Raw genomic sequence first — 26,764 nt, 5'->3', positions numbered from 1 at the left:
AGTCACAATCTGATTCATAAAAAATTTTTGCCATTTTTAATGTCCCCCTTAATTTCCTTGGCTTCCTCTATGCATTCCAACGAGTCCTGTGCGAGCAATTTCTGTCACGTTGAATCCGTTAAGCATTGTTAATAATTGATTGACTTTTCTTGTATTTCCAGTAACTTCTATAATTAATGAAGTTGGTGAAACATCGATAATATGTGCTCTAAAGATATCAACAATTGAGTTGATATTTGTTCTTTGATCAGCATTTGCATCTACTTTAATTAAGACAAGTTCTCGATAAACTGAATCATCTGGTTCAAGTTTTTCAATTTCAACGACTTCTACAAGTTTCCCTAATTGTTTTTCAATTTGCGTTAAAATTTGTTCATCACCAGTAGAAACAACTGTCATACGTGACATTCCTTTAATATTTGTTTGTCCTACTGAAATACTTTCAATGTTATATCCTCGTCTACTAAATAAACCAGCAACACGGTTTAATACCCCTGGATTATTTTCAACAAGCAATGACAAAACAAGTCTATCCATGTTTTAATCCTCCCTATTTTTTTAATTGTTTATGAATTCTATTCATAGCTGAAATGATGGCTTTAATTGTAGCTGTTGTAATATTTGGATGTACCCCTACTCCATATTCTTGAACAGCACTTCCTTTAACTCTTAAATAAACATAAGCAGCTGCTTTTGAACTAGATCCTGATGATAATGAATGTTCACTATAATCTAAGAAATGTGTATAAACAAAGCCATTTTCATTAAATGCATCTTTAACAGCATCGATTGGTCCATTACCATAACCAACAATCGTTCTTATTTCTCCATGATCTTTTAAAGTAATTTCTGCTTTTCTTTCAAATTCAGAATCATCTTCAGAAATATCAATTAATTTTTGTTTAATAAATTCATATGGTTCTTTAATATCTACATATTGTTCAATAAATGTATCGTAAACTCTTTCTGGTGAAACTTCTCCTTCTTCTTCAGAAATATCTTGAATCACTTTTGCAAAGTCTACTTGTAATCCTTTTGGTAAATGATAACCATACATGCTTTCCATAACATAAGCAACGCCACCTTTACCAGATTGTGAATTAATACGAACAATTGGTTCATATTGTCTACCTAAATCACTTGGATCAATTGGTAAATATGGAACTTCCCACATTTTCGAATTTCTTTCTCTTAAAGCATGCATTCCTTTATTGATTGCATCTTGATGACTTCCAGAGAAAGCTGTAAAGACTAATTGTCCAACATATGGATGTCTTGGTGGAATATCCATTTTTGTACATTTTTCATAAACATGTTTAATATCATTAATACTTCCTAATTCTAATTGTGGATCAACTCCATGAGTGAACATATTTAAAGCAACAGTCACAACATCAACATTTCCTGTTCTTTCACCATTACCAAATAACGTTCCTTCAACACGATCAGCACCCGCTAATAAAGCAAGTTCAGTTGAAGCAATTCCACAACCTCTATCATTATGAGGATGAACAGAAACAATGACTCTTTCACGATCTTTGAAGTTACGACACATCCATTCGATTTGATCAGCATAAACATTTGGTGTATCCATTTCTACAGTTGAAGGTAAGTTGATAATCACTTTATTATCTTTACTTGCTCCCCATGTATCCATAACGGCTTCACATACTTCCATTGCATAATCAACTTCAGTTCCTGTAAAACTTTCTGGTGAATATTCAAGAATCACTTTTCCTTCAAATTCTTTTGATAAGTCTTTTACTAATTGAACACCATCAATTGCAATTTGTTTAATTTCATCTTTATCTTTGTTAAAGACAACGTCTCTTTGTAAGATAGAAGTTGAATTGTAAACATGGACGATAGCTTTATCTAATCCTTTTAAAGCTTCAAATGTTTTTCTAATTAAATGTTCTCTTGCTTGAGTTAATACTTGAACAGTCACATCATCAGGAATTAAATTTTCTTCAATTAATAATCTTAAGAAATCATATTCAATTTGACTTGAAGAAGGAAAACCTACTTCAATTTCTTTAAATCCTAAGTCTACTAAAAGTTGAAACATTTCCACTTTTTCTTCTATTTTCATTGGTGTAATTAATGCTTGATTTCCATCTCTTAAATCAACCGAACACCAAATTGGTGCTTTTTCAATTGTTTTATCAGGCCAAGTACGGTCTTTTAATTTAATTGTTTCAAATCTCTTGTACTTTTCGTAATTCATTTCCATTTCCTCCTTAATACTATAAAAAAACTCCCGTCTCAAAATAGCCAATCCGGCCATTTTGAGGACGAGAGTTATATTACTTCGTGGTTCCACCTCAATTTGTGAATAAATCACTTTATCCACCTCGCTAAGTACGCTACATAATAGTTCATACTCTTACAAAATAACGGTTGCATACCGTAGCCACCTACTTAAGTTCAGCGCTCCACTCAAGGATGAGTTCAGTATTACTCAAACAATTCTTTCCACCAACCAGAATCTCTCTACGCCTTGAAATAGTACTTACTAGTTCCTATCGAAGTATTTATTTTATGGTTACTTGTAATGTTAGACTTTTTTTTTACTAAAGTCAATGTCTTTAAGTTAATTTAACTAATTTAAAATATATTATTATTTTAATAGTTTTTTATTATTTATCGAAAGCTAATTGAATTACTCTATCTAATAATTCACTATAAGAAATACCAAAATCATTCATTAATTGTGGATACATTGAAATCTTTGTAAATCCAGGTAAAGTATTAATTTCATTTAAATAGATTTGATTTGATTTCTTATCTAAGAAGAAATCAACTCTTGATAGACCATGTCCATCGACTGCTTTAAATACTCTTAAAGCATATTCACGAATCTTATCTTGAATTTCTTGATCAACTAAAGCAGGAATACATGTTTTACTTTCTTCATCTTCATATTTAGATTCAAAAGTATAGAATTCACCATGAGGCATGATTTGTCCAACACGTGAAACGATTGGATCATCATTTCCTAAAACAGCCGTTTCAAGTTCGATACAATCAACACATTCTTCAACGACAATATGACGATCATATTTTGAAGCTTCAATAAGTTTTGTCATTAAATCTTCTTTATGATCACAACGATAACATCCTACACTTGATCCAGAACGACTTGCTTTAATAAAACATGGGAATCCTAATTCTTTTTCCACTGTTTTTTCAATATCTTCAATTTCATCAAATTGTTTATTGACAACAACAAGTTTTCCATCATATCTTTTTTTAACATATAAAGATTTTACTTGTGGAATTCCTGCAGTTTCTAAAATCTTCTTTGTATAGATTTTATCCATAGATACTGCTGAAGCTAAAACACGACATCCAACATAAGGAACACCTGCTAATTCAAATAAACCTTGGATTGTTCCATCTTCTCCAAAAGCACCATGTAAAATTGGTAAAACAACATCTTGTTGTTTTAATACTCCAAAAATATCTTGAATAGCTTGAGAATTTTCTAACCAAGTATCTTGAGCCAAATCAGCTTGACCTTGATCTAATAAATACCAAGATCCATCTTGATCAATTCCTACTAATGTCACATCATAATGTTCTTTATTTAAATTATTCATTACTGATGTACAAGACATACGAGAAACAATATGTTCACTCGATTGTCCACCACAAACAACCATCAATTTTTGTTTCATAATAATCTCCTTAACGATATAATTCTAACCAATCATCTACTAAAGTAGTATCTTCATAATATCTTAAAACATGATATACATACTTACTATCTCCATAGACTGATACGTTATAATCCTTTTTACATTTCTCAGAAAAATCTATAGCATTTTGATAAGTATATTGCTTGTCTGTTTGTTCAACGTAATTCATATATCCAATACCATAATTATAAGATTGTAAAGCTAAAAATATTCCTTTTTCATCTTTTAAAGAACTTACATTTGCCTTTTCTAAACATTTAGCAAAGTATCGAATACCTACTTGAATAGAATATTCGGGATCACTAATAGCATTAGGTTTCTTTTCAAACTGTGTATTAAATTCACATTCAGATGATTGCATTGGATCATTTCCTTGTCCTCCAGATTCTTGCATCATCATTGCCTGTAATAATCCTAAATACTCTTCTATATCATTTTCCCTTGCATATTTTAGCATTAAATCTTCATAATTCAATACCTGAGTTGAAACCAATTTATTCTCTTGCTTAAATTGATTTTTTATAAGTTGAAAGAATGAAAAAGCTAATAAAAACAATAATGCTGCAAGAATTAACTGAAAGGGTCTTTTTAATCTTAATTTTTTCTTTTTTTTCATAACTTATATCTTTTCTACAATTTCTTTTAAATTCATAGAGTGGCTTCCTTTAACTAAAACCACATCATCATTCTTTAAAAATTGATCTAATTGTTCAATAACTTCTTGATTAGAAGTAAAATAATAAACATTCTCCATTTTTTCTTTTGCTTTTTGATACATATACTTTGCTTCTTTTCCAATACAAATCAAAACGTCTATTTCTTTAGTAGCAACATAGTTTCCCACTTCTTCATGAAGTTGTTGACTATAACTTCCGAGTTCTAACATATCCGCTAAAATAGCAACTTTACGTTTTTTATAATTTGCTAGAACATCTATACTTGATTTCATTGAATCTACACTTGCATTATATGTTCCATCAATAATTGTTTTATGATTTTTTTCAAGAATATCCATTCTATTTTTAGTTAATTCAAACTCCTGTATACCCTTTTTAATATCTTCTAGAGAAATATCTAACTCTAATCCTACTGCAATTGCAATTAACGCATTAAAAACATTATGCTCTCCTTGAACAGGAACCCAAATTTTTTCACTTTGATCATGATAATGAACAATAAATGTACTGTGATCTTCAAATAATTCAATATCACTTGCTTGAATAGAAGCCCCTTCATTTTTTCCAACTCTTACAACATTTAAACGAGGTAAATCAACAGTCTGTAACATATCATTATCATTATTAATAATTAAAGTAGATTGATCTTTCATACCATCTGTAATTTCTAACTTTGCTTTTAAAATATTTTCACGACTTCCTAGTTCACCAATATGTGCTGTTCCAACATTGGTAATACATGAGACATCAGGATGAGCAATCATAGATAATCTTGACATTTCATTTAAATGATTCATCCCCATTTCTAAGACCATGACTTCTTCATCTTGATATCTTAAAATGGTTAATGGTAGACCTATTTCATTATTATAATTACCTTCTGTTTTTAAAGTTTTATATTTTTGTTTAACAACACTATAGACCATATCACGTGTACTTGTTTTTCCAACACTTCCTGTAACTCCCACAACCTTTACAGGGCGATGACTTCTTAAATAAATGGCCATATCTTTTAAAGCTTGATAAGTATCTTCTACTTTAATCACAATTTTATCTGGATAACTTACATCTTTAGCGGTAATAATTGCTGTTGCTCCTGTTTGAAAAGCACTTTCAATAAAATCATGTCCATCAAATCTTTCACCTTTTAAAGGAATATACATTCCTCCATTTTTCATTTGTCTACTATCTTGACTAAAGAAACAAATATCATCTTCTTTATTTCCAGAAACTAAAATACCTTTTGTTGCCTCTAATATTTCATATACTTTCATATTATTCTCCTATGCATCTTGTAAATTTTCAAATTCTTGTGCTGTATTTTCATTTAAAGCTTTATATTGCCCTTTAATATTGAAAACAATATATTTGACTCCACTTTCTTGAACATATCCTTTGGTAAATAAATCAGATCCTAAAACTTGTAAATCTGATACAACGATATTCTTAAATAAAATCTGATCATCTTTCCCATTTAAACTCATCATTTTAAGTTGGGTTCCTGTCGCATAGACAATTTTATTATTGACTAAAGCAATGGCTCTATTTTCTACTTTTTTGATTGTTTCTTGTTTTAATGTTTCTTTATTGATTTTTATAATTTGTGAATTATCAGTAAGATATAAATCTTTGTTATCAAGAGCGAATGTACATTGTTTTTCATAGAGTGTTTCTATATTTTCACCTGTAATTGTCATTCTTTTTAAAGCATATTGTTCATCATTTTTAGCTAAATAATAAATATATTTTCCATCTATTGTAATATCATAAGATGTTTCATCATTTAATTTTTGATTTGTTTGATCATCCAATGAATAACGATATAAACTTTCATGATCTTGATCTAATTGATAATAAATAACATGATTTTTTATAATTGGATAATACACATTTTCTAATATTTGGGTCGTTGTTTTTGTCTTTAAATCATAAGCTTGATAATTATATTGAGAATCACAATAATAAAGAACATGATTTTCAATACTTAAATAGCCCACACAATCATCTATCAATACTTCACTTGTTTCTAATTCATCTAAATCACTTACTAAAAGTTGATTATTGATAACATAATAGAGATGTTGATTATCTTTTAGATATTGTCCACCTGCTTGATTATTAGCAGAAACATTATACGTACTCACTTTGCCTTCTAAGACATAATTTTTTTCTTGACTTGACATTGATTGTAAAGGATGACTTGTCATATAACTTCCTAGAAAAACAGCTGATAAACATAAAACAGCTGAAAGTATCCAAAGAATTGGCTTTTTCCAATATCCTTTATAAGGATCTTCTTCCACTACTTCTTCTTGTGTTTGTCTCATTCCACAAGCTGGACAGACTTCTTCATTTTCAGTTAATGGTAACTGACAACGAATACAAACTTTTTTTATTGGTTTTAACTGTTTTCCACATTGAGGACAAAACAGCATATCATCTTCAACATATGTTCCACATTGACTACAATACATTCTTATCACTCCTAGTGACCTTATTCTACCACAGTCATAAAATAAAAAGAATGACTAAATTGTCATTCTCCAATTGATGTATACATTCCTTCACTATTTCCAATAAAATAATGTTGACTATAATCATCGTCATAAGCATAAAAAACAACATATTGACCGGCAACAAAATAATCTCTTGCATCATCGTAAATAGCATATTGCTCATCTCCTACATATGCATCCAATTGATCATCCAAGCTTTCTACATAAGCAATATCTTGTTGATTTGCTTCATCTCTTGCGAGTGCAAAACGATAAATATTATCAACTTCTTTAAGTTCTTTTTCCTCTTGTGTATCTAAATCAACATAATAGATTCCTTGATAAGTACGATAATATAATAAACCATTAGAAAAATAACAATCATCATAACTATCAACATCTTTTTTCAAAACATTTCCATTAAAATCAATTAATTGATTTTTATAATTTAAATTTTCATATAAAATACGTTGGTTTTGATCATCAATACTAAAATGATTTACATTCTCTTTGATCTTTTTATTAGCTACTTTATTCATTTGATCATCTATCGTTAAACAATATAAATTATCATTTTGAATATAGAAAATAGATTGATCAAGAACATAACAATCATAAGCATCATTTAATAAAGTCTTTTTATTATTTTGATGATCTGCAAAAATCAAATCTCCATATTGTAAATAGAAATAACCTCGATCATCTACATAAAGATGATCACAACTTCCATCTTCTAAAACTTCTTTATTTTCAAGTGTTGAATCATATTTAAGAAGTTGATCTCCTGTTGCTAGATATAGATGATTTTGATAAATATAAACTCCACCACTATTGTTTTGGAAATTATAATTATAATCACTGCGTGATGTATCTTGTTGAATGTTAAAGTCTGTTAATGAACTATTTCCACTATCATCAAAAGATGTCGTCTCACCTGTTTCTAAACTATCTCCTATGATTCCAATAATTGCTCCTGCAATCGGAATAATTAAATTAAAGGCAACAATAATTCCTATAATTATCTTAACAATTCGTTTATTTTTTCTTACATTTGGATGATTAAACGTTTTTTTATTTTTTTGAATGGGTACATACTTATTCAAATCTTTAAAAGGTTTTTTATAATCATATGCATTCTTTTTATAATCATAACTTTCAGAAACTGTATGATAATTATGACTTGCTTCACTATGTACACTTGTATCAGGGGTTACTTTTTTTATTGGCTCAGACTTACGATAAATTGTAGGACTTCCACAATTAGAACAATATTCTTGATAAGGATAAATAAGTTTTGAACATACTGGACACGTTGTTTTCCCAATTTGTTTATGTCCACATAAATGACATTCAATGCTATTTCCTATTTCTGCTCCACAATATTTACATTTCATATTCCCACTCCTTTTTTCAATCATAACATAAAAAAGACCGCTTGGGTCTTTTAAGATAATTTTTTATATAAATGATTGCCGATTGTTTGAATAATTTGTACAAAGATAATTAAGATGATACTTGTAACAACAAGATAAGGAATCTTATAAGCTTGATAGCCATAACGAATCGCTATATCTCCAAGTCCTCCTGCCCCTAAGGCACCACCCATTGCACTATAACCAATAATACTAATCATTGTAAGCGTAATTCCTGATAAAATAGCAGGAATTGATTCTTTTAAATAAATACGATAAATAATTTGAAAATCACTAGCTCCAAATGATTTAGCTGCTTCAATTAACCCAACATCAACACTTCTTAATGCACTTTCAATGACTCTAGCAACAAAAGGAATAGCTGAAATTGTAAGTGGCACAAGAGCTGCTGTCGTTCCAATCGCTTTACCAGCAATTAATCTTGTAAGTGGAATCACAATGACCATTAAAATAACAAATGGGAAACTTCTAAAAATATTAACAAGAATATCTAAAATTGTATAAACGACCTTATTTGGTTTTAATCCATCCGGTGCAGTGAGTGTTAAAATAATTGCTGGAACAAAACCTAAAATAACAGCAAAGAAAGTTGATCCAATGACCATATATAACGTTTCATACGTTGCTTTTAAAATAACATCACTCATACAATTTCCTCCCATGTAATTTTTTCTTGATCTAAATAATTTCCTACTGCTTGTAGATCTTTTTCATCAATATTGATAATAAGGCTTCCCATCATGGAACCTCTAAAGTTTTCAAGTTTTCCTTGGCAGATATCAAAGTTGATATCAAGTGTTCTAGCAAGTTGTGTAATCGTATGTGATTTGGAATTATTATTTGTAAAGAATAATTTAATATTTTTACCAGTTTGTGGCAGAATTTCAATATCATCGCCCACAAATTTTTGAATTTCTTGATTTGGTGCCACAAAAAGTTCTTCCGGTTTACCCACTGATAAAACACGTCCATCTTTAAGAAAAGCGACTTTATTACAGATTTGTTTAATAACTTCCATTTGATGTGTGACAACTACAATCGTAATATTCATCTCTTTGTTGATTTTTAATAATAGACTTAAGATATCTCTTGTAATTTGTGGATCTAATGCTGATGTAGCTTCATCACATAAAAGAATTTTGGGATTTAAAACAAGTGCTCGAGCAATCGCTACTCTTTGTTTTTGTCCTCCACTTAATTGACGAGGATAAGCTTGACTTTTTTCTTCTAATCCCACCAATTTCAAAAGTTTTTCAATTCTCTGTTTATTTTCTAAACTATGAGGATCTTGTTTCCAAAACTTTAATGGTAAAGCAATATTATCATAAACATTTAATCTATTTAAAAGATTAAAGTTTTGAAAGATCATACCCATTTCTTTTTGAATATTACTCATTTGTTTTTTATTTAAAGATGAAATTGCTTGTCCATCAACAATCACTTCTCCTTTTTGAAAATTCTCTAGACCATTGAAACAACGTAGCAATGTTGACTTACCTGCTCCACTTTGTCCAACGATTCCAAAAATATCTCCTTTTTCTATCTTAAAAGAAATATCTTTGAGCACTTCTAAAGAACCATAACTTTTATACAAATTTTTTATTTCAATCATAAACCTCTTCCTCTCAACCAAAGAAACATTTTCCAATGTGACAATATCCTTGGGGATTCTTTTCTAAATATTTTTGATGATACTCCTCTGCTTCATAGAAATTATCGAGTGGTTGTATCTCAACAACCACTTTTTCTTGATAATTTTTTTGAATTTCATTTGTTTTATTTTGAATAATTTCTAAGTCACTTTCATTTGTATAATAAATACCTGTACGATAAGAAATACCTTCATCTTCACCTTGTTTATTTAAAGAAGTAGGATCAATTATTTTATAATAATCATCCAATATTTGATTTAAACTTCGAAGACTTTCATCATATTCAATTTTTACCGTTTCAACATGTCCTGTTTTTTCTGCTTTAACATCTTCATATTTTGGATTTTCAGTATGCCCATTAGCATAACCTACTGTTGTTTTTATAATTCCATCAAATTGATCAAAATATTTTTGAACGCCCCAAAAGCATCCTCCAGCTAAATAAATAACACTCATTTTAAATCTCCTTATTTTGTAGGATCTGTAAAGACAGCTTGAACAGAACCTTTATATTTTTTGATATAATTTTTCACTTTTTTTGATTGTAATGCTTTCTTTAAAGCTTTTGCTTTAGCTGTATTTTCATTTCCTTCTTTAACTACTAAGTAATTGATATAAGGTTGTGCTTCTTCATCTGTAAAACTTTCTGTTAATAAAACGTTTGTGCTATCTCCTAAATTATGTTCTAATGCATAGTTACCATTAATAACTGCAACATCTACATCTGGTAAGTTGTTTGGTAAATTGGCTGCTTCTAATTCTTCAATTTTATAGTTATGTGGATTTGCTGTAATACTTGATGCTGTATAAAGTGTATCATCGTTTAATTCAATTAAGTTATTTTTAGCAAGTAAAGCAAGTGCTCTTGATTCATTTGAACCATCGTTTGGTACAGCAATTGTAGCTCCATCTTTTAAATCATCTAATGATTTTAAGTTTTCTGAATAGAGAGCCATTGCTTCATAATGAATACCGGCTACGGCTTTTAAATGTAATTTTCTTTCTTTATTTTGTTCTTTTAAATACGCTAATGTTTGGAAATAGTTAGCATCTAAATCTCCATCTTCTAATGAAGTATTAGGTGTTACATAATCTGTAAATTCAGTCACTTCTAATGTATAACCTTCTTTTTCTAACTCATCTTTAACGACATCATTTAAGATCTCCGCATGCGGTATAGCTGTTGCTCCTATTTTAATTGTTTTATCATCGTTTGATGATCCATTAGCACATCCTGCAATTGATAATGCGAATGCTGCTGATAATAATAATTTTAATCCCTTTTTCATTTTTCTTTTCCCCTTTTTCTTTTATTACAATACAACAAACAAAAAACTCGTCCTTTATACAAAGGACGAGTTACCTCGCGTTACCACCTTAATTTAAAATAACCTCACGATTATTTCCTCATCGAGTACCATCATACTCTATCACTTTAACGGGTGAATCCGTCATAGCCTAACCAACTTGGCTCGGTATGCAACTCCAAGGCCATTTTCATTTATCTTCCATGTTTCTTTTCCACCAACCAAGAACTCTCTAGGCATTTTCAATAAATTACTTTCCTTTTCAATGTCTTTTTGTATTGTTGCTATCATAGTATACCTCTATGAATTAGATGTCAATAGTTTTTATTCATTTTCATCTTTTTCTACATAATTTACATCAATAACATCGTCACTCCCATTACGGTAAGCTTGACCTGATTGATAAGCCGCTTTTTTCTCTGCTATTTCTTTTTCAATTCTTTCATTATATTCTTTCAATTGTTTTTCATATAAGTATCTTCTAATAAAAGAATAAATCACAAGAATAGCAATAATGATCCATGTAATAGGACTGAATAATAAATTTAATAATAAACTTAAAACTAAAATAACAACTGCAATAACTAAAATAATTTGATAAATTGGCATTTTTTTACTCCTATTTAGAAAAATTAAATAATTCCTTCACTTCTACTTTCAAACCATCCGCTAATTTTGAAATAGCTTTTAAAGAAATATTTCTCGTACCTCTTTCAACATCTGAAATATAATTTTTAGATAATCCTGAACGAAATGAAAGTTCTTCTTGAGAGATATGTGCTCTCACTCTTAATTCTTTAATTCGTAAACCAAATAAAATGTGAATATCTTTATTCATTTTGCATTTGCATTAATTGTGCTGCTTGTTCACTTAATTTTTTAAAACGATGATGCAATCCCGATTTACTAATCGTCAGACCTGTTTCATCTTGATAAGCATTACACAATTCATTTAATGTATAATCTGGATATTTTTTACGAATCAAAGCAACAGTTCTTGTTTTTTCGTCAAGCATATCAAGTCCCATAAACATCTCAATAATACTGATATCTTCTAATTGTTTATTAGAAGAAGCCATTGATTTGACCTCATTAGCAATATCACAGTTATTCCATCTGTTTACAGTATTTGACATACTTCGATCAATACGAGTACTTTCAAAGTTCATCACCGATTGGCTCGCACCAATGGCTCTTAAAAAGTCTCCTATCTTCTCTGCCGATTTTAAATATATAACATATTTGTTTCTTCTTTTTGTCATTTTGGCATTTAAATGAAAATAATTCATTAATTCTTGAATAAATAACGCATATTCTTCTTCATCAACAGATAACTCTAAATGATAATTCGATGTTTCTGGGTTATTGACAGATCCTCCAGATAAAAAGATACCCGCTAAAAATGCCCTTTTACAACATTCTTTTTGAATTATTTTTTTATCAGGAAGTGTATGGAAACCTAATCCATTCATTAAACCTAAATCATCTAAGATTTCTCTTGCTTTTGAGACTTTAAGAATATAGACATTATTTTTTTGTAATTTCATTTTTCTAGAAACAAGAAACTCTATATGAGGATGATACACTTCTTTTAACATTTTATGAACTTTAGATGCTATTTTTGCATTTTCTGTTCTTATTGTAAGTAATAAACCTTGATTTGATAAAGAAAGTGTTCCATTGACTTTAATAATTGCTGATAAAATAGCTTTTTGACAACAAATATCAAAATCATTAAAAACAACTTCCTCTTTAACTTGTCTAGCAAATGATACTTTCATTAATGAACAGCATCCCTATGTAGACGATGAACATGATACTTTTGACTATAGTGATCTGCAAAATAATTTGTTAAGCTCACTGAACGATGTTGTCCACCAGTACATCCAATACCAATGACAACATGCGTCTTTCCTTCTTTATCATATTCTTCTAATAAATAATCTAATAAATCTGTCATTTTTTGAATAAAGACTTGGGTTTCAGGTTTATCTATTACATAATCATAAACTTCTTTATCGTTTCCAGTAAGATTTCTAAGTTCCTCTATATAGAAAGGATTTGGTAAAAAACGCACATCAAAAAGTAAATCTGCATCTTTAGGTATACCATGTTTATATCCAAAGGATACAAAACTTATTCTAAATGGATCTATAGATTGATGATTAAATTGGTTTTCTAATAACTGTTGGAACTTATTTCCTTTTAGATTTGTTGTATCAATAACCATATTTGCTTCTTTAGAAATAGGTCTTGCTAATTTTCTTTCATATCCAATAGCTTCTACAAGTGTAGAGGCTTTATTAGAAATCAAAATAGGATGTGTTCTCCTTGTTTCTTTATATCTTTTTAAAATAATATTATCATCACAGTCCAAGAAAATAACCGACACATTTAGCCAATCTACATTATTTAAAAAACGAATGGCTTTTGGCGCATCAGCTAAACTTACTGCCATTGCTATTCTTTGATAATTCGTATTATCCTTTAAAAATTCTGAAAATGCTCCTAATAAAGCAATGGGATAATTATCAATACAACAATAAGCCATATTTTCAAAAGCGGCCATCGCTGTTGTTTTTCCAGCACCTGACATACCTGTAACAATGACAATCTCAATTTTATCCATAATACCTCTCCTTTCTATTTTTCGTATCTATTCTATCAAAATTCATCTATAAATAAAAGCCAGATGTAACCATCTGAACTTTTATTTTAATGAAGCAATGTATTGTCCAGCAATAGCACCATCATTTGTAGCCGTAACAACCTGTCTTAATTGTTTATTTCTTACATCTCCTGCTACAAAGATTCCTTTAACAGCTGTTTCCATATTTTCATTTGCATCTATATAACCTGCTGAATTGACAATTCCTAATGATTTTGCACATTGTGTCATAGGATCCAAACCAATAAATGGGAAAATACCATTGACCATTAATTCTTCTTTTTCACCTGTCTCACTATTTTCTAAAACAAGACCTTTTACTTTGTTATCTTCTTCTAAAATCTCAGCTGGTTTTCTTTTAAAATGAACTTCAATATTTTCACTTTTTAATAAACGATCTTGAATAATTTTATCAGCTCTAAAAACATCTCGTCTTACAATTAAATGTACTTTTTTACATAATGTTGCAAGATACATTGCTTCTTCAAGCGCTGAATTTCCACCACCGATAACAGCAACTTCTTGATTTTTAAAGAAAGGACCATCACAGACAGCACAATAAGAAATTCCACGTCCAACAAGTTCATTTTCTTTTTCAAGATTCATTTGTCTTTCTTTTGTACCTGTCGCAATTAAAACATATTTTGTTTGATATGTTTGTTTAGCAGTGACAACTTCTTTGTAATTTCCGTAATCTTTAATATCTAAAACTTCACCATATTCCATTTTTGCTCCAAAACTCAAGGCACTTTCATACATTGTAAAAGCAATTTCTGGGCCTGGTGTTGGTTTAAGTCCAGGATAGTTTTCAATTTGGGCAGTAACATTTAATTTACCACCTGGAGCTGCACTATCAAATATTAAAACATCTAATCCCGCACGACTCGCATATAAACAAGCACTTAACCCCGCAGGTCCAGCACCAATAATTATTAAATCTAACATTTTTCTTTCTCCTTTATATAATTTATAAATTCTTGATAATCATTAATTAACAAATCTGGATGTTCTTTTTCTATAAGAGCATATCCTTTAGGTGACCATTTCACTCCTACTGTTTTAATTCCCGCATTTTTACCCGCTTGAATATCAGTTACATTATCACCTACATAATAACCTTCTTGACAATTTAATTTTTTTAATGCACACAATATTCCTTCAGGATCAGGTTTTGAACGTTTCACATCATTTTCTCCAATGATGACATCAAAATATGGTGTTATATTAAATAAATCCAATCCTAATATAGCTGCTTCTTTATATTTTGTTGTAACTACAGCTAGAGGAAAGTCTTGTGCTTTTAAATATTTTAACATTTCTTCAACATATGGATAAATTGTGACATAATCTTCATGATGTGCATGATTATATTCTCGATAATATTGAATTAATTCATCCACTTGATCTTCTTCTACATATCGACTAAAGGTATTTTTTAAAGAAGGCCCTAGAAATGAAAGCAGTTCTTCTTCACTTAAAGTATAACCTGGTTTATATTTTTTAAATGTGTGTATAAATGATTTTTTTATTAATAAATCTGTATTTAAGAGTGTTCCATCTAAATCAAAAATAATTGCTTTTTTCATACTTTTCTCCTTAATGTAAATTATTATATCTATTTTACAAAAAAAAGATAGTCTTATGCACTATCTTTCCTCCAATACATCTTGTCCTTTAAAATGACAATAAATAAATCCTATTAAACCAACAATAACAAATACAATAGAAACAAGTTGTGCTGTTTTTAATCCAAAAACATATAAACTATCTGTTCTAAATGCTTCTATGAAAAAACGAATAACTCCATACCAAATAAAATAAGTAAAAAACTGAATTCCTTGTTTTTGTTGGTACTTTCTAATAATAAAGAAAATAATTAAAAAACCAATCACACATCCTAAGGATTCATATAAAAATGTAGGTTGATAATATTGACCATGAATATACATTTTATCAATGATAAACTGTGGTAAATGAAGTGCTTTTAAGAAACTTAAATCAACTGCACTTCCATAAGCTTCTTGATTAAAGAAGTTTCCCCATCTCCCACATGCTTGGGCAATAAGGACACCTGGCATGATGGCATCCCCCGCAACAAGAAATGAAATATTTCTTTTTTTAAAGAAGAAATAACTATAAATAAGTCCTGTGATAACTCCTCCTTGAATAGCAAGTCCTCCATGATTGATCATAATGATTTCCATCGGATTATTGGCATACAATTCATTCCACATAAAAATCACATACCAAATTCTAGCACCAATGATTCCTACAAATAATAAACCAAAAACATAATCAGAAAGTATTTCTTTTGAATAATCTAATTTTTTAAAATGATATTGCCCTAAAAAATAAGCAATTGCTGCACCTGTCAATATACAAACTGCATACCATTGTATAGAAAGTGGTCCAATTTCTATAAAGGTATTAAAACTTGGGAAAAATCTCATTGTTCTTGTTTATTATGATCAATATTTTTAAGAATACGTTCAACAAATTCTTTACTTGAATCAATACCTACGTCACGTAAACGCATATTCATAACTGCCGCTTCAATAATAACCGACATACTACGACCACTTGATACAGGAACAACTATTTTAGGAATTTTAATTCCTAAAACATCTTCTGAAATATCATTTTCTTCAACCCCTACACGTGTATATTCACGTGATGGTACCCAACGTTCTAGCTGAATCACCAAATCAACATCATTTCTATCTAAAATAGCAGAAATACCAAACATCTTAGAAACATCAATAACCCCAATTCCTCTAATTTCTAATAAATTAGCAAGAACAGCAGGTGCTTTACCAACGATTTTTTGTCCTATACGATAAAGTTCTACAGCATCATCAGCAACTAATAAATGGCCTCTTTTAACAAGTTCTAAAGCAATTTCTGATTTACCGATTCCACTATCCCCTTTAATAATGACACCTTTACCATGAATATTTAGAAAAACACCATGCATTAATGTTTCTCTTGCAAGTTTTTCTTCTAAGGTATTCATAAGTTCACTTGATACAACACCTGTAATCATTTCTGTTTGAAAAATTGGAAAGTTTCTTTCATCAGCAATATTTTTTAATACTTCAGGACAAGGATGTCCTTTACAAATTACAATACAAGGTACTTCTTCATTAATTAAACACGGAAAGATTTCTTTTTGTCTTTCTTCTGTCATCTCAGCAATAAAAGCCATTTCTTTATCACCAAAGACAATAATTCTTCTAAAGTCACTATGTTTGAAGAATCCTGCTAATTCAAAACCTGGTCGATTGATTTCACCAGTTAAAATAACTCTTTTTAAAGATTCTTCATTTCCTGTAACTTGTTGATAATTTTTATTATTCCCTAATAATTTTTCTACTGTAATTGATTTCATCTTTTTTCTCCTTAAAGCATTGATTTCAAGAACTGACCTGTATAACTTTTTTCACACTTTGCTACTTTTTCTGGAGTACCTGTAACAACAATTGTTCCTCCTCCAGCTCCACCTTCAGGTCCTAAATCAATGATATGATCTGCTACTTTAATAACATCTAAATTATGTTCAATAACAATAATTGTATCTCCTTGATCAACAATACGTTGTAAAACATCGATAAGTCTTGCAACATCATGACTGTGTAATCCAGTTGTTGGTTCATCAAGAATATAAACAGTTTTCCCTGTTGACTTCTTTTGTAATTCACTTGCAAGTTTAACTCTTTGAGCTTCTCCACCAGAAAGAGTTGTTGCACTTTGACCAAGTTTAATATAACCAAGACCAACATCATAAAGTGTTTGGATCTTATTTCTAATTTTTGGTAAATTATCAAAGAAATCTACCGCTTCTTCTACTGTCATTTCTAAAACATCATAAATATTTTTATCTTTATAAGTCACTTGTAAAGTTTCTTCATTATATCGTTTACCTTCACATTGTTCGCAAGGAACGTAGACATCTGGTAAAAAGTGCATTGAAATTTTCTTTAGTCCATCACCTTGACACGCTTCACAACGACCACCTTTAACGTTAAATGAGAATCTTCCTTTATCATAACCTCTCATTTTCGCTTCATTTGTTTGTGCAAATAAATCGCGAATATCATCGAAGACACCTGTATAAGTTACTGGATTTGAACGTGGTGTTCTTCCAATTGGATCTTGTGAAACTTCTATGACTTTATCAATATTTTCAATTCCTAAGATTTCTTTATGTAAACCTGGTCTCTCTTTTGATTGATAAACATATCTCATTAATGATTTTCCTAAAATATCATTCACTAATGTTGATTTACCACTTCCTGATACTCCTGTAACGACATTGAATTTACCAAGAGGAAATTTAACATTAATATTCTTTAAATTGTGTTCCTTAGCCCCTTTAACTTCAATAAATAAGCCATTCCCTTTACGTCGTTTTTGAGGGACTTCAATCTTTCTATTTCCAGATAAATATTGTCCTGTAATAGAATCTTTACAATTCATAACTTCTTCTGGTGTTCCTGCACAAATGACTTGTCCACCATGAACGCCAGCTCCTGGACCAATATCAACAATAAAATCTGAAGCTTTCATTGTATCTTCATCATGTTCAACAACGAGAACGCTATTTCCTAAATCTCTAATATCTTGTAAAGATTTAATAAGCTTTTCATTATCTCTTTGATGTAAACCAATAGATGGTTCATCTAAAACATATAACACTCCCGTAAGACGTGTTCCAATTTGAGTTGCTAGACGGATACGTTGAGCTTCTCCACCAGATAATCCTCCTGCACGTCTAGCAAGTGTTAAGTAACCAAGACCAACATTATTTAAGAATGTAAGACGATCATTGATTTCTTTAACAACTAATCGAGCAATATTCATTTCATAGTCTGTTAATTTTATATTTTGAATAAAATGTAAAGCATCCTCAATTGATTGTTCTGTAAATTCAGCAATATTTAAACCACCGACTCTTACAGAAAGAACTTGATCATTAAGTCTTCTTCCCTTACATGTAGGACAAGTATGTTCTGACATAAAGGATGCATACCATTCTTTTGACCATTTTGAAGTTGTTTCTTCATATCTTCTTGCAATTAATGTTCTCACACCTTCAATAAATTTTGTTGTACGTGAGACATTTCCACTATCTGATACGATTTCATAACTAATAGGTTCTCTCGAACCATCAAGAATATAACTTAATTCTTGTTTTGTAAAATCTTTTAATGGTTTATCTAAATCTATTTTATATTTCTTACAAAGAACTAAAAATCTTTGCCATTCAATACGATTTGTTCCGACTGCTGTTTTAAAATAACGAAGTCCACCTTCATTAATTGATTTACTCCAATCTGGAATCAATAAATCAACATCCACTTCATTTTTAATCCCTAATCCACGACAATCCGGACAAGCTCCTAATGGATTATTAAATGAAAATAAACGTGGTTCTAATTTAGGAACAGAAAAACCACAAATTGGACAAGCAAGATGTTCACTAAAAAGTTCTTCTGTTTTTGTTGTTAAGTTTTGAACAATGACTTCTCCACCCGTTAGTTTCAAACCGACTTCTAAAGAATCTACTAAACGACTACGATAACCTTCTTTTTTGATAATACGATCAATAACGACATCAATATCATGTTTTTTATTTTTATCAAGTTCGATTTCTTCATCCAACATGTAATTTTGTCCATCAACAACCACACGTAAATAACCATCTTTTAATAAGTCCGCAAAATAATCTTTAAAAGTTCCTTTCTTTCTTTTAACAACTCTTGCGACAACCATTAAACGATCGCCATCAGCGTATTGATCAATCGTATCTGCCATTTGTTTAATTGTTTGACTTTCAATAACAACATCATGTTTAGGACAATAAGCTTTTCCTACACGTGCATATAACAATCTTAAATAATCATAGATTTCTGTAACTGTTCCTACAGTTGAGCGTGGATTGTTAGAAGTTGTTTTTTGATCAATTGCAATAGCAGGTGATAAACCTTCAATCGCATCAACATCTGGTTTTTCCATATTGCCTAAAAACTGTCTTGCATAAGCACTTAGTGATTCTACATATCTTCTTTGTCCTTCAGCATAAATTGTATCAAAAGCTAAAGATGTTTTCCCTGAACCAGAAAGACCTGTCATAATAACAAGTTTATTTTTAGGAATATCGATATTAATGTTTTTTAAATTATTTTCTCTTGCTCCTCGAATAATTAATTTATTTTCCATCTTTTCTTCCTTTCAATAATTGAATAACACTTTCTTTGTCATGCCCTCTCATTTGTAAATCATAGGCCCAATCAAGTAATTCTTTAAAATCTTGATTAGGTTTAAATCCTAATTCTATTAAGAGTTTACCATCCACAAAAGGTTTTAATGCATGATTTCCACATCTTGAAACCTTTTCTTCAACATAAGTATCTAATGTTGAAATTGTTTCTGGACGATTTGCAAGTCGTCCTAACTTATCACATTTCGACATACATACTAAATCGTTTAAAGGAAAAATTCCTTCTATTCCTTTTAATAATTTATAGTAACTATAATCTTTGCTTTGATTTCTTACCATATTCATCAAATGCATATGATAATAGATCATTGTACGAATATATTTTTTCATTTTTTTATTTGTAAAAAAATGACTAAAATATTGATTAAAAACTTTTACACCACTTTCATTATGCCCTGGTGCTTTTCCTTCAGGAGTTGTTACTAATGGTTTTCCTATATCATGAAGTAAAGCACTCCACATGAAAGCAAGTGGCCAACTTGTTTTATCTTTACATAAAGCAGCTAAGTCAACAACTAATAAAGTATGATTCATCACATTTCCTTCAGGATGAAAATCTAATCTTTGTGGACATGTTGCTAATGTTTCTAAAGGACGAATAAGAGCATTGAGTTCTAATAAGAATTTTAAACCCATTGATGGATGTGAAGACATCAATAACTTATTATATTCTTGTTGAATTCGTTCTAAAGATAAATATTGTAAAACTCCTTCATTGACCATTTTTTGACAAATCTCTTTTGTTTTTAAATCCACTTGAAATTCAAAACGAGCCATAAATTGAGCTAATCTTAATACTCTTAAAGGATCTTCATAAAATGTTTTTTCATCAACCATTTTTAAACATTTATTTTTAATATCTTCTTGTCCTTGATAATAATCTATCAGCTTTTCATTTTGATAATCATACATCATTGCATTAATTGTAAAATCTCTTCTACGACATGCTATTTTCATATCTAAATTTTTATGAACTTCTACCTCAAATTCTCGATGTGTTTGTCCTTTTTTTCTTTCAATACGAGGTAAAGCAAAATCAAAGTTTGGTAAACAATCCAATTTTAAAATACCAAAACTTTTACCTACCTCGTTTACTTTTCCATATTGAGATAAAATATAAATAATCTCATCTATTTCTAGATCATAGATTTCTACATCTACATCATGGTAATCCACCTTTTGATACATCACCATATCTCTAACAATACCACCTACAAGATAAACTCGACCCTTTTTAGATAAAGAATCTAAAACACTTTTTTCTAAATGATTAAACTCAAACTTCACCTTGCAACTCCAACATCATATCTCTAAGTTCCATTGCTCTTTCAAAATCAAGTGCTTTTGCTGCTTCTTTCATTTGTTTTTCAAGTTCTTTAATAAGTGTTTCTTTATCTTTCTTCTTCGCTTTCTTACCTTTTTTAACAAGAGAAATGGCTTCATCCACATTTTCTTGTCCATGGATAGCTTCTCTAATTTCCTTTTTGATTGTTTGAGGAATAATACCATGTTCCTTATTATATTTTTCTTGTATTTCACGACGTCTTGCTGTTTCATCAATGGCCTTTTGCATAGAATCAGTAATTTTATCACCATACATAATAACTTTACCATGACTATTTCTAGCAGCACGTCCAATAGTTTGAATCAATGATCTTTCCGATCTTAAAAAACCTTCCTTATCAGCATCTAAAATACAAACAAGAGAAACTTCTGGTAAGTCTAATCCTTCTCTTAACAAGTTGATACCCACTAAAACATCATATTTTCCAAGACGTAGATCTCTTAAAATTTCTGTTCTTTCTAATGTTTTAGTATCACTATGCAAATAAGCAACTTTTAACCCAAGTTCTACAAGATAAGCACTGAGGTCTTCTGCCATTCTTTTAGTAAGTGTGGTAATCAATACACGTTCATTTTTTTCAATACGTTGATGAATTTCATCAATAATATCATCTACTTGACCATCAATAGGTCTTACTTCTATGATTGGATCTAATAGCCCTGTTGGTCTAATAATTTGTTCAACAACTTGATGATGAACCTTATCTAGTTCATAATCACCTGGCGTTGCAGAAACAAAGATAGCTTGATGAATCAAATCTTCAAACTCTTCAAAAACAAGTGGTCTATTATCCAAAGCACTTGGAAGTCTAAAACCATATTCTACTAATGTTTCTTTACGAGAACGATCCCCATTATACATTCCTCTAATTTGTGGAAGCATAACATGACTTTCATCTACGACAAGTAAAAAATCTTTAGGAAAATAATCAATCAATGTATAAGGTCTTTGACCTGCTTTTCGTCCATCGATATGTCGTGAATAATTTTCAATTCCTGGACACATTCCCACTTCTCTTAACATTTCCACGTCATGTCTCGTTCTTTGATCAAGACGTTCATACTCTAATAGCTTTGTTTCATCTTTAAAATACTGTAATCGTTCTTCTAATTCCTTAGAAATCGTATCACAAGCTTTTAACATTTGTTCCTTTTTCGTTACATATCCATAAGCAGGATAAATAGTATACGTATTATAAGAACCTAAAATATGTCCTGTAAGGGGATCTACTTCACAAATACGTTCTACTGTATCTCCAAATAATTCAATACGAATCAAATAACTTTCACTATGTCCTGGAACAATTTCAATAACATCACCACGAACCCTAAAAGTTCCTTTAGTTTGTTCAATATCATTTCTTTGATATTGACGATCGACTAAAAATGTCAATAATTCTCTACGATCAATATCTTGATCAACACGTAATGAGAAAATCATTTCTTTATACTGTTCAGGATTTCCAAGTCCATAAATAGAAGCAACTGAAGCAACAACAATGACATCTTCTCTTTCAATAAGTGAATTCATTGCTGCTGAACGCAACATTTCAATTTCATAATTTGTTTTTGCATTTTTATCAATATAGAGATCTCTACCTGGAATATAAGCTTCTGGTTGATAAAAATCGAAGTTTGAAATAAAGTACTCTACTCTATTTTCAGGAAAAAATTCTTTTAACTCTGAATATAATTGTCCTGCTAATGTTTTATTATGTGCTAAAACCAACGCTGGTTTATTATATTCTTTGATAACATTAGCAACAGTAAATGTTTTTCCTGTTCCAGTTCCCCCAAGTAAGACTTGTTCCTTTTTACCTGCTTTTAAACCATCTACAAGTTCTTGAATAGCTTGAACTTGATCTCCCATTGGTTGAAAAGGAGAAACGAGTTTAAACTGAGACATAGTTTCACCACCTTATTTTATGATTTTCATTAACTGATCATACTGTTTATCATTTTCATGATTATTGATATAAATCATCATTCTTGCAACCAGCATTTGTTTATCACTTTGACTATACTCTCCATCTACATTTAAATGATTATCTGTTTCAAATTGTTGTAATGCTGCTTGTGTATTAACTGAAAAATAACCATCTTCTCGATCAACAGAATATCCTAAAATATTGAGCATCTTTTGCATAGATTTAATACGTGTATTTACACAATCAACTTTTAAGGTTTCTTTTACATCTTTTGTTGTAATTCCTGATAATGAAACATTATCAACTTCTTCATCAGGTGTTAGACCCTTTCCATTAATACATGTCCCATTAGGAATCATCCATTTAGCATACGTATACTTTAAAACTGATCCATCAGAAAGCGTTTTTTGAGTTTGTGCACTCCCTTTTCCATAAGTTGTTTTTCCAATAAGTTGATATCCTTTTTCACTTTGTAAAGCTCCTGCTGTTAATTCAGAAGCACTTGCTGTATTTTCATTTACAAGAATATAACCATTTTCAAATTCATATTTTTTATCTGATTCTGCATAATATTTTTTTGCTGCACTATTTTTTTCTTTCATTTGATAAATTACTTCATCTGAAGTAAAGAATAAATCTAAAATATCTGTAGCAGCTGTTAAATAGCCTCCACCATTATCTCTTAAATCAATAACTAATGTTTGAATATTTTTCTTTTTAAACATTTCTAAGGCTGTTTCTACTTGCTTAGCAGTATCTGTTCCAAAAGTTGATAATTCAATATATCCAAAAGATACATTTCCTTGTTTTCTTATTTCATAAAAAGCAGAAGTATCTAATGCGCCTCTTGTAACTGTCACATCACTTGTTTTTTGATTACTTAAAATCGTTAATGTAACTTCTGTTCCATCTTCACCTCGCACATAGTCTCTTACTTGATCAGTACTTGCTTGTGCTAATTCATTTCCATCCGCTTTTGTGATAATATCGCCAACTTTTAAGCCTGCTTTACTTGCTGGTGAATCACTATATACTTTAGTAATCATGGCCCCTTGTTCTACCATAGAAAAACCTACACCGATGCCTTGATAATTTCCAGCAACTGTTTGATTAAATTCAACAGCTTCTTTGCTTGTTAGATAACTTGAATGAGGATCATTTAATCCTGCAACCATTCCTTCAATAGCAGAGGTATTTAAATTTACATCTTGATCATTCGTATTTACCCAATACTTATCTAAAGTATCATAAACTTCATTAATAATACTGCTATCATTTTTACTTTTAACAATAACATTCTTTTTTGAAACATAGCCTGCAAAATACCCAATTGCAAGACAGACAATAATCAAAATAACAATTAAAACTTCTTTGATTGGTCTTTGTTTTGTTTCTTGTTTTACTTCTTTTTTTGGCGGTCTAATAAAATCATCCATCATTTTCACCTCACCATAACATATTATCATATTTTAAAGTGCATTAATATCATTTATCAAAACCTATTTATTAGTTTCTTTTTTAGACACATTATATCGTTTTTTTATTCATAAGTCACGCTTTTTGCATAGCTCATTTATTTTTTTGGCGTATTTTTTGAGTAATTGTCTTCATATATGAATGAAATGGTTTCACCTTTTCTTGATGACCACCAACATATTCTTTAAAACATTCTGCAAAATATTCTTTTTTTGTCTTTTGATTAAATAATGTTCTATATTTCTTATATAACTTTGTAAACTGTTTAGAAGAACTAAATTGATGTTTTTCATCAAAATAATGACCTAATTCATGAATAATTACTCCTTCACTTGTCACATTATCAAGATGTGGATGAACTAAACGAATCGTTTTAGGAGGAATCATTTCCCCTGAAATAATCAAATCATTCTTTTTAATACTGTAGTTATAAAGTTCTATCTTCCCGCCAGTATTAAAAAATATTTCTAAAAACTGTTGATCAAAATGATAATGGTATCCTCCTTGGAGTTCTTCTTTAATATAGCTATCACCAAATTCATTAGTTTCTAACCAACTATCTTTAAATTCTTTTTCTACATAAACATGTTTTTGGATTTCTATCATTGATGTTTTAGAGGAACACCCTGTAAGAAGTAATAATAAAATACATAATATTTTTTTCATTTCTAACTCCTTTTATTAAACTATAAATAAAAAAGGTATTTCTACCTTTTATAATAATTGATAAATCATAATCATGAATGGCATTGTAATAATACTAAAAATAACCCCCATTACATTCATAATACTTGCATACCCTGGATGTTTATTATAGAGTTGTGCAAATTGTGTAATTGTTGCCGCTGGTGGTGCAGATGCAGCTAAAATTGTAATCAACAAAATTTTGTCAGCATCAACTGTTAAACGAGACATACCTGTAAATTTAAAAATAAGAATCATAATTAATGGAAAGACAACTAATCTAAATAAAGAAATTAAATATGTTCTCTTTTCTACAAAAATACTCCTTAAATCCATTTCTCCAATAAGCATTCCAATAACAATCATCGCTAATGGTCCCATCATACTTCCTACTTTAGAAAAAGTATCAACAAGTAAAGATGGTAATTGTAATTGGAACATAAAAAGACAAATTCCAATAATGATAGCAATAATATTAATATTTAATAGAATCTTTTTTATATCAAATGATGGTTCATTACAAACAAGACTTTTAGCATGTGTCCATAATAAAATAGTTTGTATAACCATATAACCACTTGAATAAATGACCCATTCATTTCCTAAAATGGCTCCTACTAAAGGAATAATTAAATTACCAGAATTTGAATAAATAAGTGTTGCTTTTTCAATAGGTGTAAAACCAAAAATTTTTCCTAATAAATTAGCAAGTGGAATAAAAATGATATGTACTAAAATAGCCCCTAAAAAAGATATTCCTAAACCAATCAACTTATCTGATGTAAAATCAATCATAAAAGAATTGATAATGGCACAAGGGCATGCAACATATAAAAGTAAAATAGATAATACTTTACTATTTTCCGCTGTTAAAACTCGACCTCTTACAAGCAAAAAGCCAAAAAAGATCATAATAAATAATTGACATATTTGTTGAATTAACAAAATACTTAATTCCATTATATTCACCTCAAGGGATAGTTTATACTAATTATTTTAAATATGTAAAAGCTTTCATTATTTGAAAATAAAAAACCACTTAAGGAAAAATTCTTAAAACATAAAAAAAAAGAAGGAACTGGCAACGAGCTATTTTCGCACAATGTACTATCTTCGCCG

The 26,764-nt window shown here is 29.7% G+C and carries 25 protein-coding genes and 2 other annotated features; all 25 genes read right to left on the bottom strand.

The features are described from left to right. Positions 1 to 48 precede the first annotated feature (48 nt). Positions 49 to 537, bottom strand: coding sequence for an acetolactate synthase small subunit (gene ilvN / locus LJD32_RS10850; RefSeq protein WP_147580860.1), 489 nt, complete (start codon positions 535 to 537; stop codon positions 49 to 51). Positions 538 to 550: 13 nt separating this feature from the next. Next, complete coding sequence (gene leuA, locus LJD32_RS10845) at positions 551 to 2,227, bottom strand: 2-isopropylmalate synthase (protein WP_032089417.1); 1,677 nt, start codon at positions 2,225 to 2,227, stop codon at positions 551 to 553. Positions 2,228 to 2,287: 60 nt separating this feature from the next. Continuing rightward, positions 2,288 to 2,538: a binding site (T-box leader), on the bottom strand. A gap of 101 nt (positions 2,539 to 2,639) precedes the next feature. Beyond that, entirely contained in the window at positions 2,640 to 3,680 is a 1,041-nt protein-coding gene (locus tag LJD32_RS10840; RefSeq protein ID WP_147580858.1) for a D-alanine--D-alanine ligase family protein, read from the bottom strand. Positions 3,681 to 3,690: 10 nt separating this feature from the next. Beyond that, the gene (locus tag LJD32_RS10835) at positions 3,691 to 4,317 is read right to left on the bottom strand and encodes a lysozyme family protein (protein WP_052010785.1); all 627 of its coding nucleotides are present in this window, start codon (positions 4,315 to 4,317) and stop codon (positions 3,691 to 3,693) included. A 3-nt stretch (positions 4,318 to 4,320) separates the two neighbouring features. Continuing rightward, a complete protein-coding gene (locus LJD32_RS10830) occupies positions 4,321 to 5,652 on the bottom strand; it encodes a UDP-N-acetylmuramoyl-tripeptide--D-alanyl-D-alanine ligase (RefSeq protein WP_147580856.1) in 1,332 nt (443 codons plus the stop codon). 9 nt (positions 5,653 to 5,661) lie between these two features. Then, positions 5,662 to 6,852, bottom strand: coding sequence for a DUF5050 domain-containing protein (locus LJD32_RS10825; protein ID WP_147580855.1), 1,191 nt, complete (start codon positions 6,850 to 6,852; stop codon positions 5,662 to 5,664). A gap of 62 nt (positions 6,853 to 6,914) precedes the next feature. Beyond that, positions 6,915 to 8,267: a zinc ribbon domain-containing protein gene (locus LJD32_RS10820; RefSeq protein WP_227392359.1), complete on the bottom strand. Its 1,353-nt coding sequence runs from the start codon at positions 8,265 to 8,267 to the stop codon at positions 6,915 to 6,917. Between the two features lie 50 nt (positions 8,268 to 8,317). Further along, a complete protein-coding gene (locus LJD32_RS10815) occupies positions 8,318 to 8,953 on the bottom strand; it encodes a methionine ABC transporter permease (protein ID WP_227392358.1) in 636 nt (211 codons plus the stop codon). Further along, complete coding sequence (locus LJD32_RS10810; RefSeq protein WP_227392357.1) at positions 8,950 to 9,918, bottom strand: methionine ABC transporter ATP-binding protein; 969 nt, start codon at positions 9,916 to 9,918, stop codon at positions 8,950 to 8,952. The genes LJD32_RS10815 and LJD32_RS10810 overlap by 4 nt, the downstream gene beginning before the upstream one ends. Positions 9,919 to 9,931: 13 nt before the next feature. Then, positions 9,932 to 10,414: a peptide-methionine (S)-S-oxide reductase MsrA gene (gene msrA / locus LJD32_RS10805; RefSeq protein WP_119362712.1), complete on the bottom strand. Its 483-nt coding sequence runs from the start codon at positions 10,412 to 10,414 to the stop codon at positions 9,932 to 9,934. An 11-nt stretch (positions 10,415 to 10,425) separates the two neighbouring features. Beyond that, entirely contained in the window at positions 10,426 to 11,247 is an 822-nt protein-coding gene (locus LJD32_RS10800; RefSeq protein ID WP_119362711.1) for a MetQ/NlpA family ABC transporter substrate-binding protein, read from the bottom strand. Positions 11,248 to 11,305: 58 nt separating this feature from the next. After that, positions 11,306 to 11,540: a binding site (T-box leader), on the bottom strand. Between the two features lie 49 nt (positions 11,541 to 11,589). Further along, positions 11,590 to 11,874: a hypothetical protein gene (locus LJD32_RS10795; RefSeq protein ID WP_022001628.1), complete on the bottom strand. Its 285-nt coding sequence runs from the start codon at positions 11,872 to 11,874 to the stop codon at positions 11,590 to 11,592. A 10-nt stretch (positions 11,875 to 11,884) separates the two neighbouring features. Beyond that, positions 11,885 to 12,103 carry a helix-turn-helix domain-containing protein gene (locus tag LJD32_RS10790; RefSeq protein ID WP_022001629.1) on the bottom strand — a complete coding sequence of 73 codons (219 nt, stop codon included), beginning with the start codon at positions 12,101 to 12,103 and terminating at the stop codon, positions 11,885 to 11,887. Next, the gene (gene whiA / locus LJD32_RS10785; RefSeq protein WP_022001630.1) at positions 12,096 to 13,046 is read right to left on the bottom strand and encodes a DNA-binding protein WhiA; all 951 of its coding nucleotides are present in this window, start codon (positions 13,044 to 13,046) and stop codon (positions 12,096 to 12,098) included. The genes LJD32_RS10790 and whiA overlap by 8 nt, the downstream gene beginning before the upstream one ends. Beyond that, complete coding sequence (gene rapZ, locus LJD32_RS10780) at positions 13,046 to 13,894, bottom strand: RNase adapter RapZ (protein ID WP_119362708.1); 849 nt, start codon at positions 13,892 to 13,894, stop codon at positions 13,046 to 13,048. Before rapZ ends, whiA begins: the two co-directional genes overlap by 1 nt. An 81-nt stretch (positions 13,895 to 13,975) precedes the next feature. Next, entirely contained in the window at positions 13,976 to 14,878 is a 903-nt protein-coding gene (gene trxB / locus LJD32_RS10775; protein WP_175301880.1) for a thioredoxin-disulfide reductase, read from the bottom strand. Next, positions 14,872 to 15,519, bottom strand: coding sequence for a pyrophosphatase PpaX (gene ppaX / locus LJD32_RS10770; RefSeq protein ID WP_117347508.1), 648 nt, complete (start codon positions 15,517 to 15,519; stop codon positions 14,872 to 14,874). The genes trxB and ppaX overlap by 7 nt, the downstream gene beginning before the upstream one ends. Positions 15,520 to 15,579: 60 nt before the next feature. Further along, positions 15,580 to 16,383 carry a prolipoprotein diacylglyceryl transferase gene (lgt, locus tag LJD32_RS10765; protein ID WP_200765099.1) on the bottom strand — a complete coding sequence of 268 codons (804 nt, stop codon included), beginning with the start codon at positions 16,381 to 16,383 and terminating at the stop codon, positions 15,580 to 15,582. Next, the gene (gene hprK / locus LJD32_RS10760; RefSeq protein ID WP_032089430.1) at positions 16,380 to 17,321 is read right to left on the bottom strand and encodes an HPr(Ser) kinase/phosphatase; all 942 of its coding nucleotides are present in this window, start codon (positions 17,319 to 17,321) and stop codon (positions 16,380 to 16,382) included. The genes lgt and hprK overlap by 4 nt, the downstream gene beginning before the upstream one ends. Before the next feature lie 11 nt (positions 17,322 to 17,332). Then, positions 17,333 to 20,152, bottom strand: a complete 2,820-nt coding sequence (gene uvrA / locus LJD32_RS10755; protein ID WP_227392356.1) for an excinuclease ABC subunit UvrA — start codon at positions 20,150 to 20,152, stop codon at positions 17,333 to 17,335. After that, positions 20,142 to 21,500 carry a CCA tRNA nucleotidyltransferase gene (locus LJD32_RS15515; RefSeq protein ID WP_227392355.1) on the bottom strand — a complete coding sequence of 453 codons (1,359 nt, stop codon included), beginning with the start codon at positions 21,498 to 21,500 and terminating at the stop codon, positions 20,142 to 20,144. The genes uvrA and LJD32_RS15515 overlap by 11 nt, the downstream gene beginning before the upstream one ends. Then, on the bottom strand, positions 21,490 to 23,463 hold the full coding sequence (gene uvrB / locus LJD32_RS10745; protein ID WP_107030316.1) for an excinuclease ABC subunit UvrB: 1,974 nt from the start codon (positions 23,461 to 23,463) through the stop codon (positions 21,490 to 21,492). Before uvrB ends, LJD32_RS15515 begins: the two co-directional genes overlap by 11 nt. A gap of 12 nt (positions 23,464 to 23,475) precedes the next feature. Beyond that, positions 23,476 to 24,921 (bottom strand): S41 family peptidase, encoded by a 1,446-nt coding sequence (locus tag LJD32_RS10740; protein WP_227392354.1) that lies wholly within the window; start codon positions 24,919 to 24,921, stop codon positions 23,476 to 23,478. A gap of 133 nt (positions 24,922 to 25,054) precedes the next feature. Further along, entirely contained in the window at positions 25,055 to 25,627 is a 573-nt protein-coding gene (locus LJD32_RS10735) for a hypothetical protein (protein WP_032089435.1), read from the bottom strand. A gap of 48 nt (positions 25,628 to 25,675) precedes the next feature. Further along, positions 25,676 to 26,605, bottom strand: coding sequence for an AEC family transporter (locus tag LJD32_RS10730; RefSeq protein ID WP_147580847.1), 930 nt, complete (start codon positions 26,603 to 26,605; stop codon positions 25,676 to 25,678). Positions 26,606 to 26,764: the final 159 nt, after the last annotated feature.

This window comes from Faecalibacillus sp. TM498, from assembly GCF_020589955.1.
Lineage (GTDB): Bacteria > Bacillota_I > Bacilli_A > Erysipelotrichales > Coprobacillaceae > Faecalibacillus > Faecalibacillus intestinalis.
The sequence above is the reverse complement of the archived record's forward strand: the minus strand, read 5'-3'. Positions and strand labels throughout refer to the sequence as shown.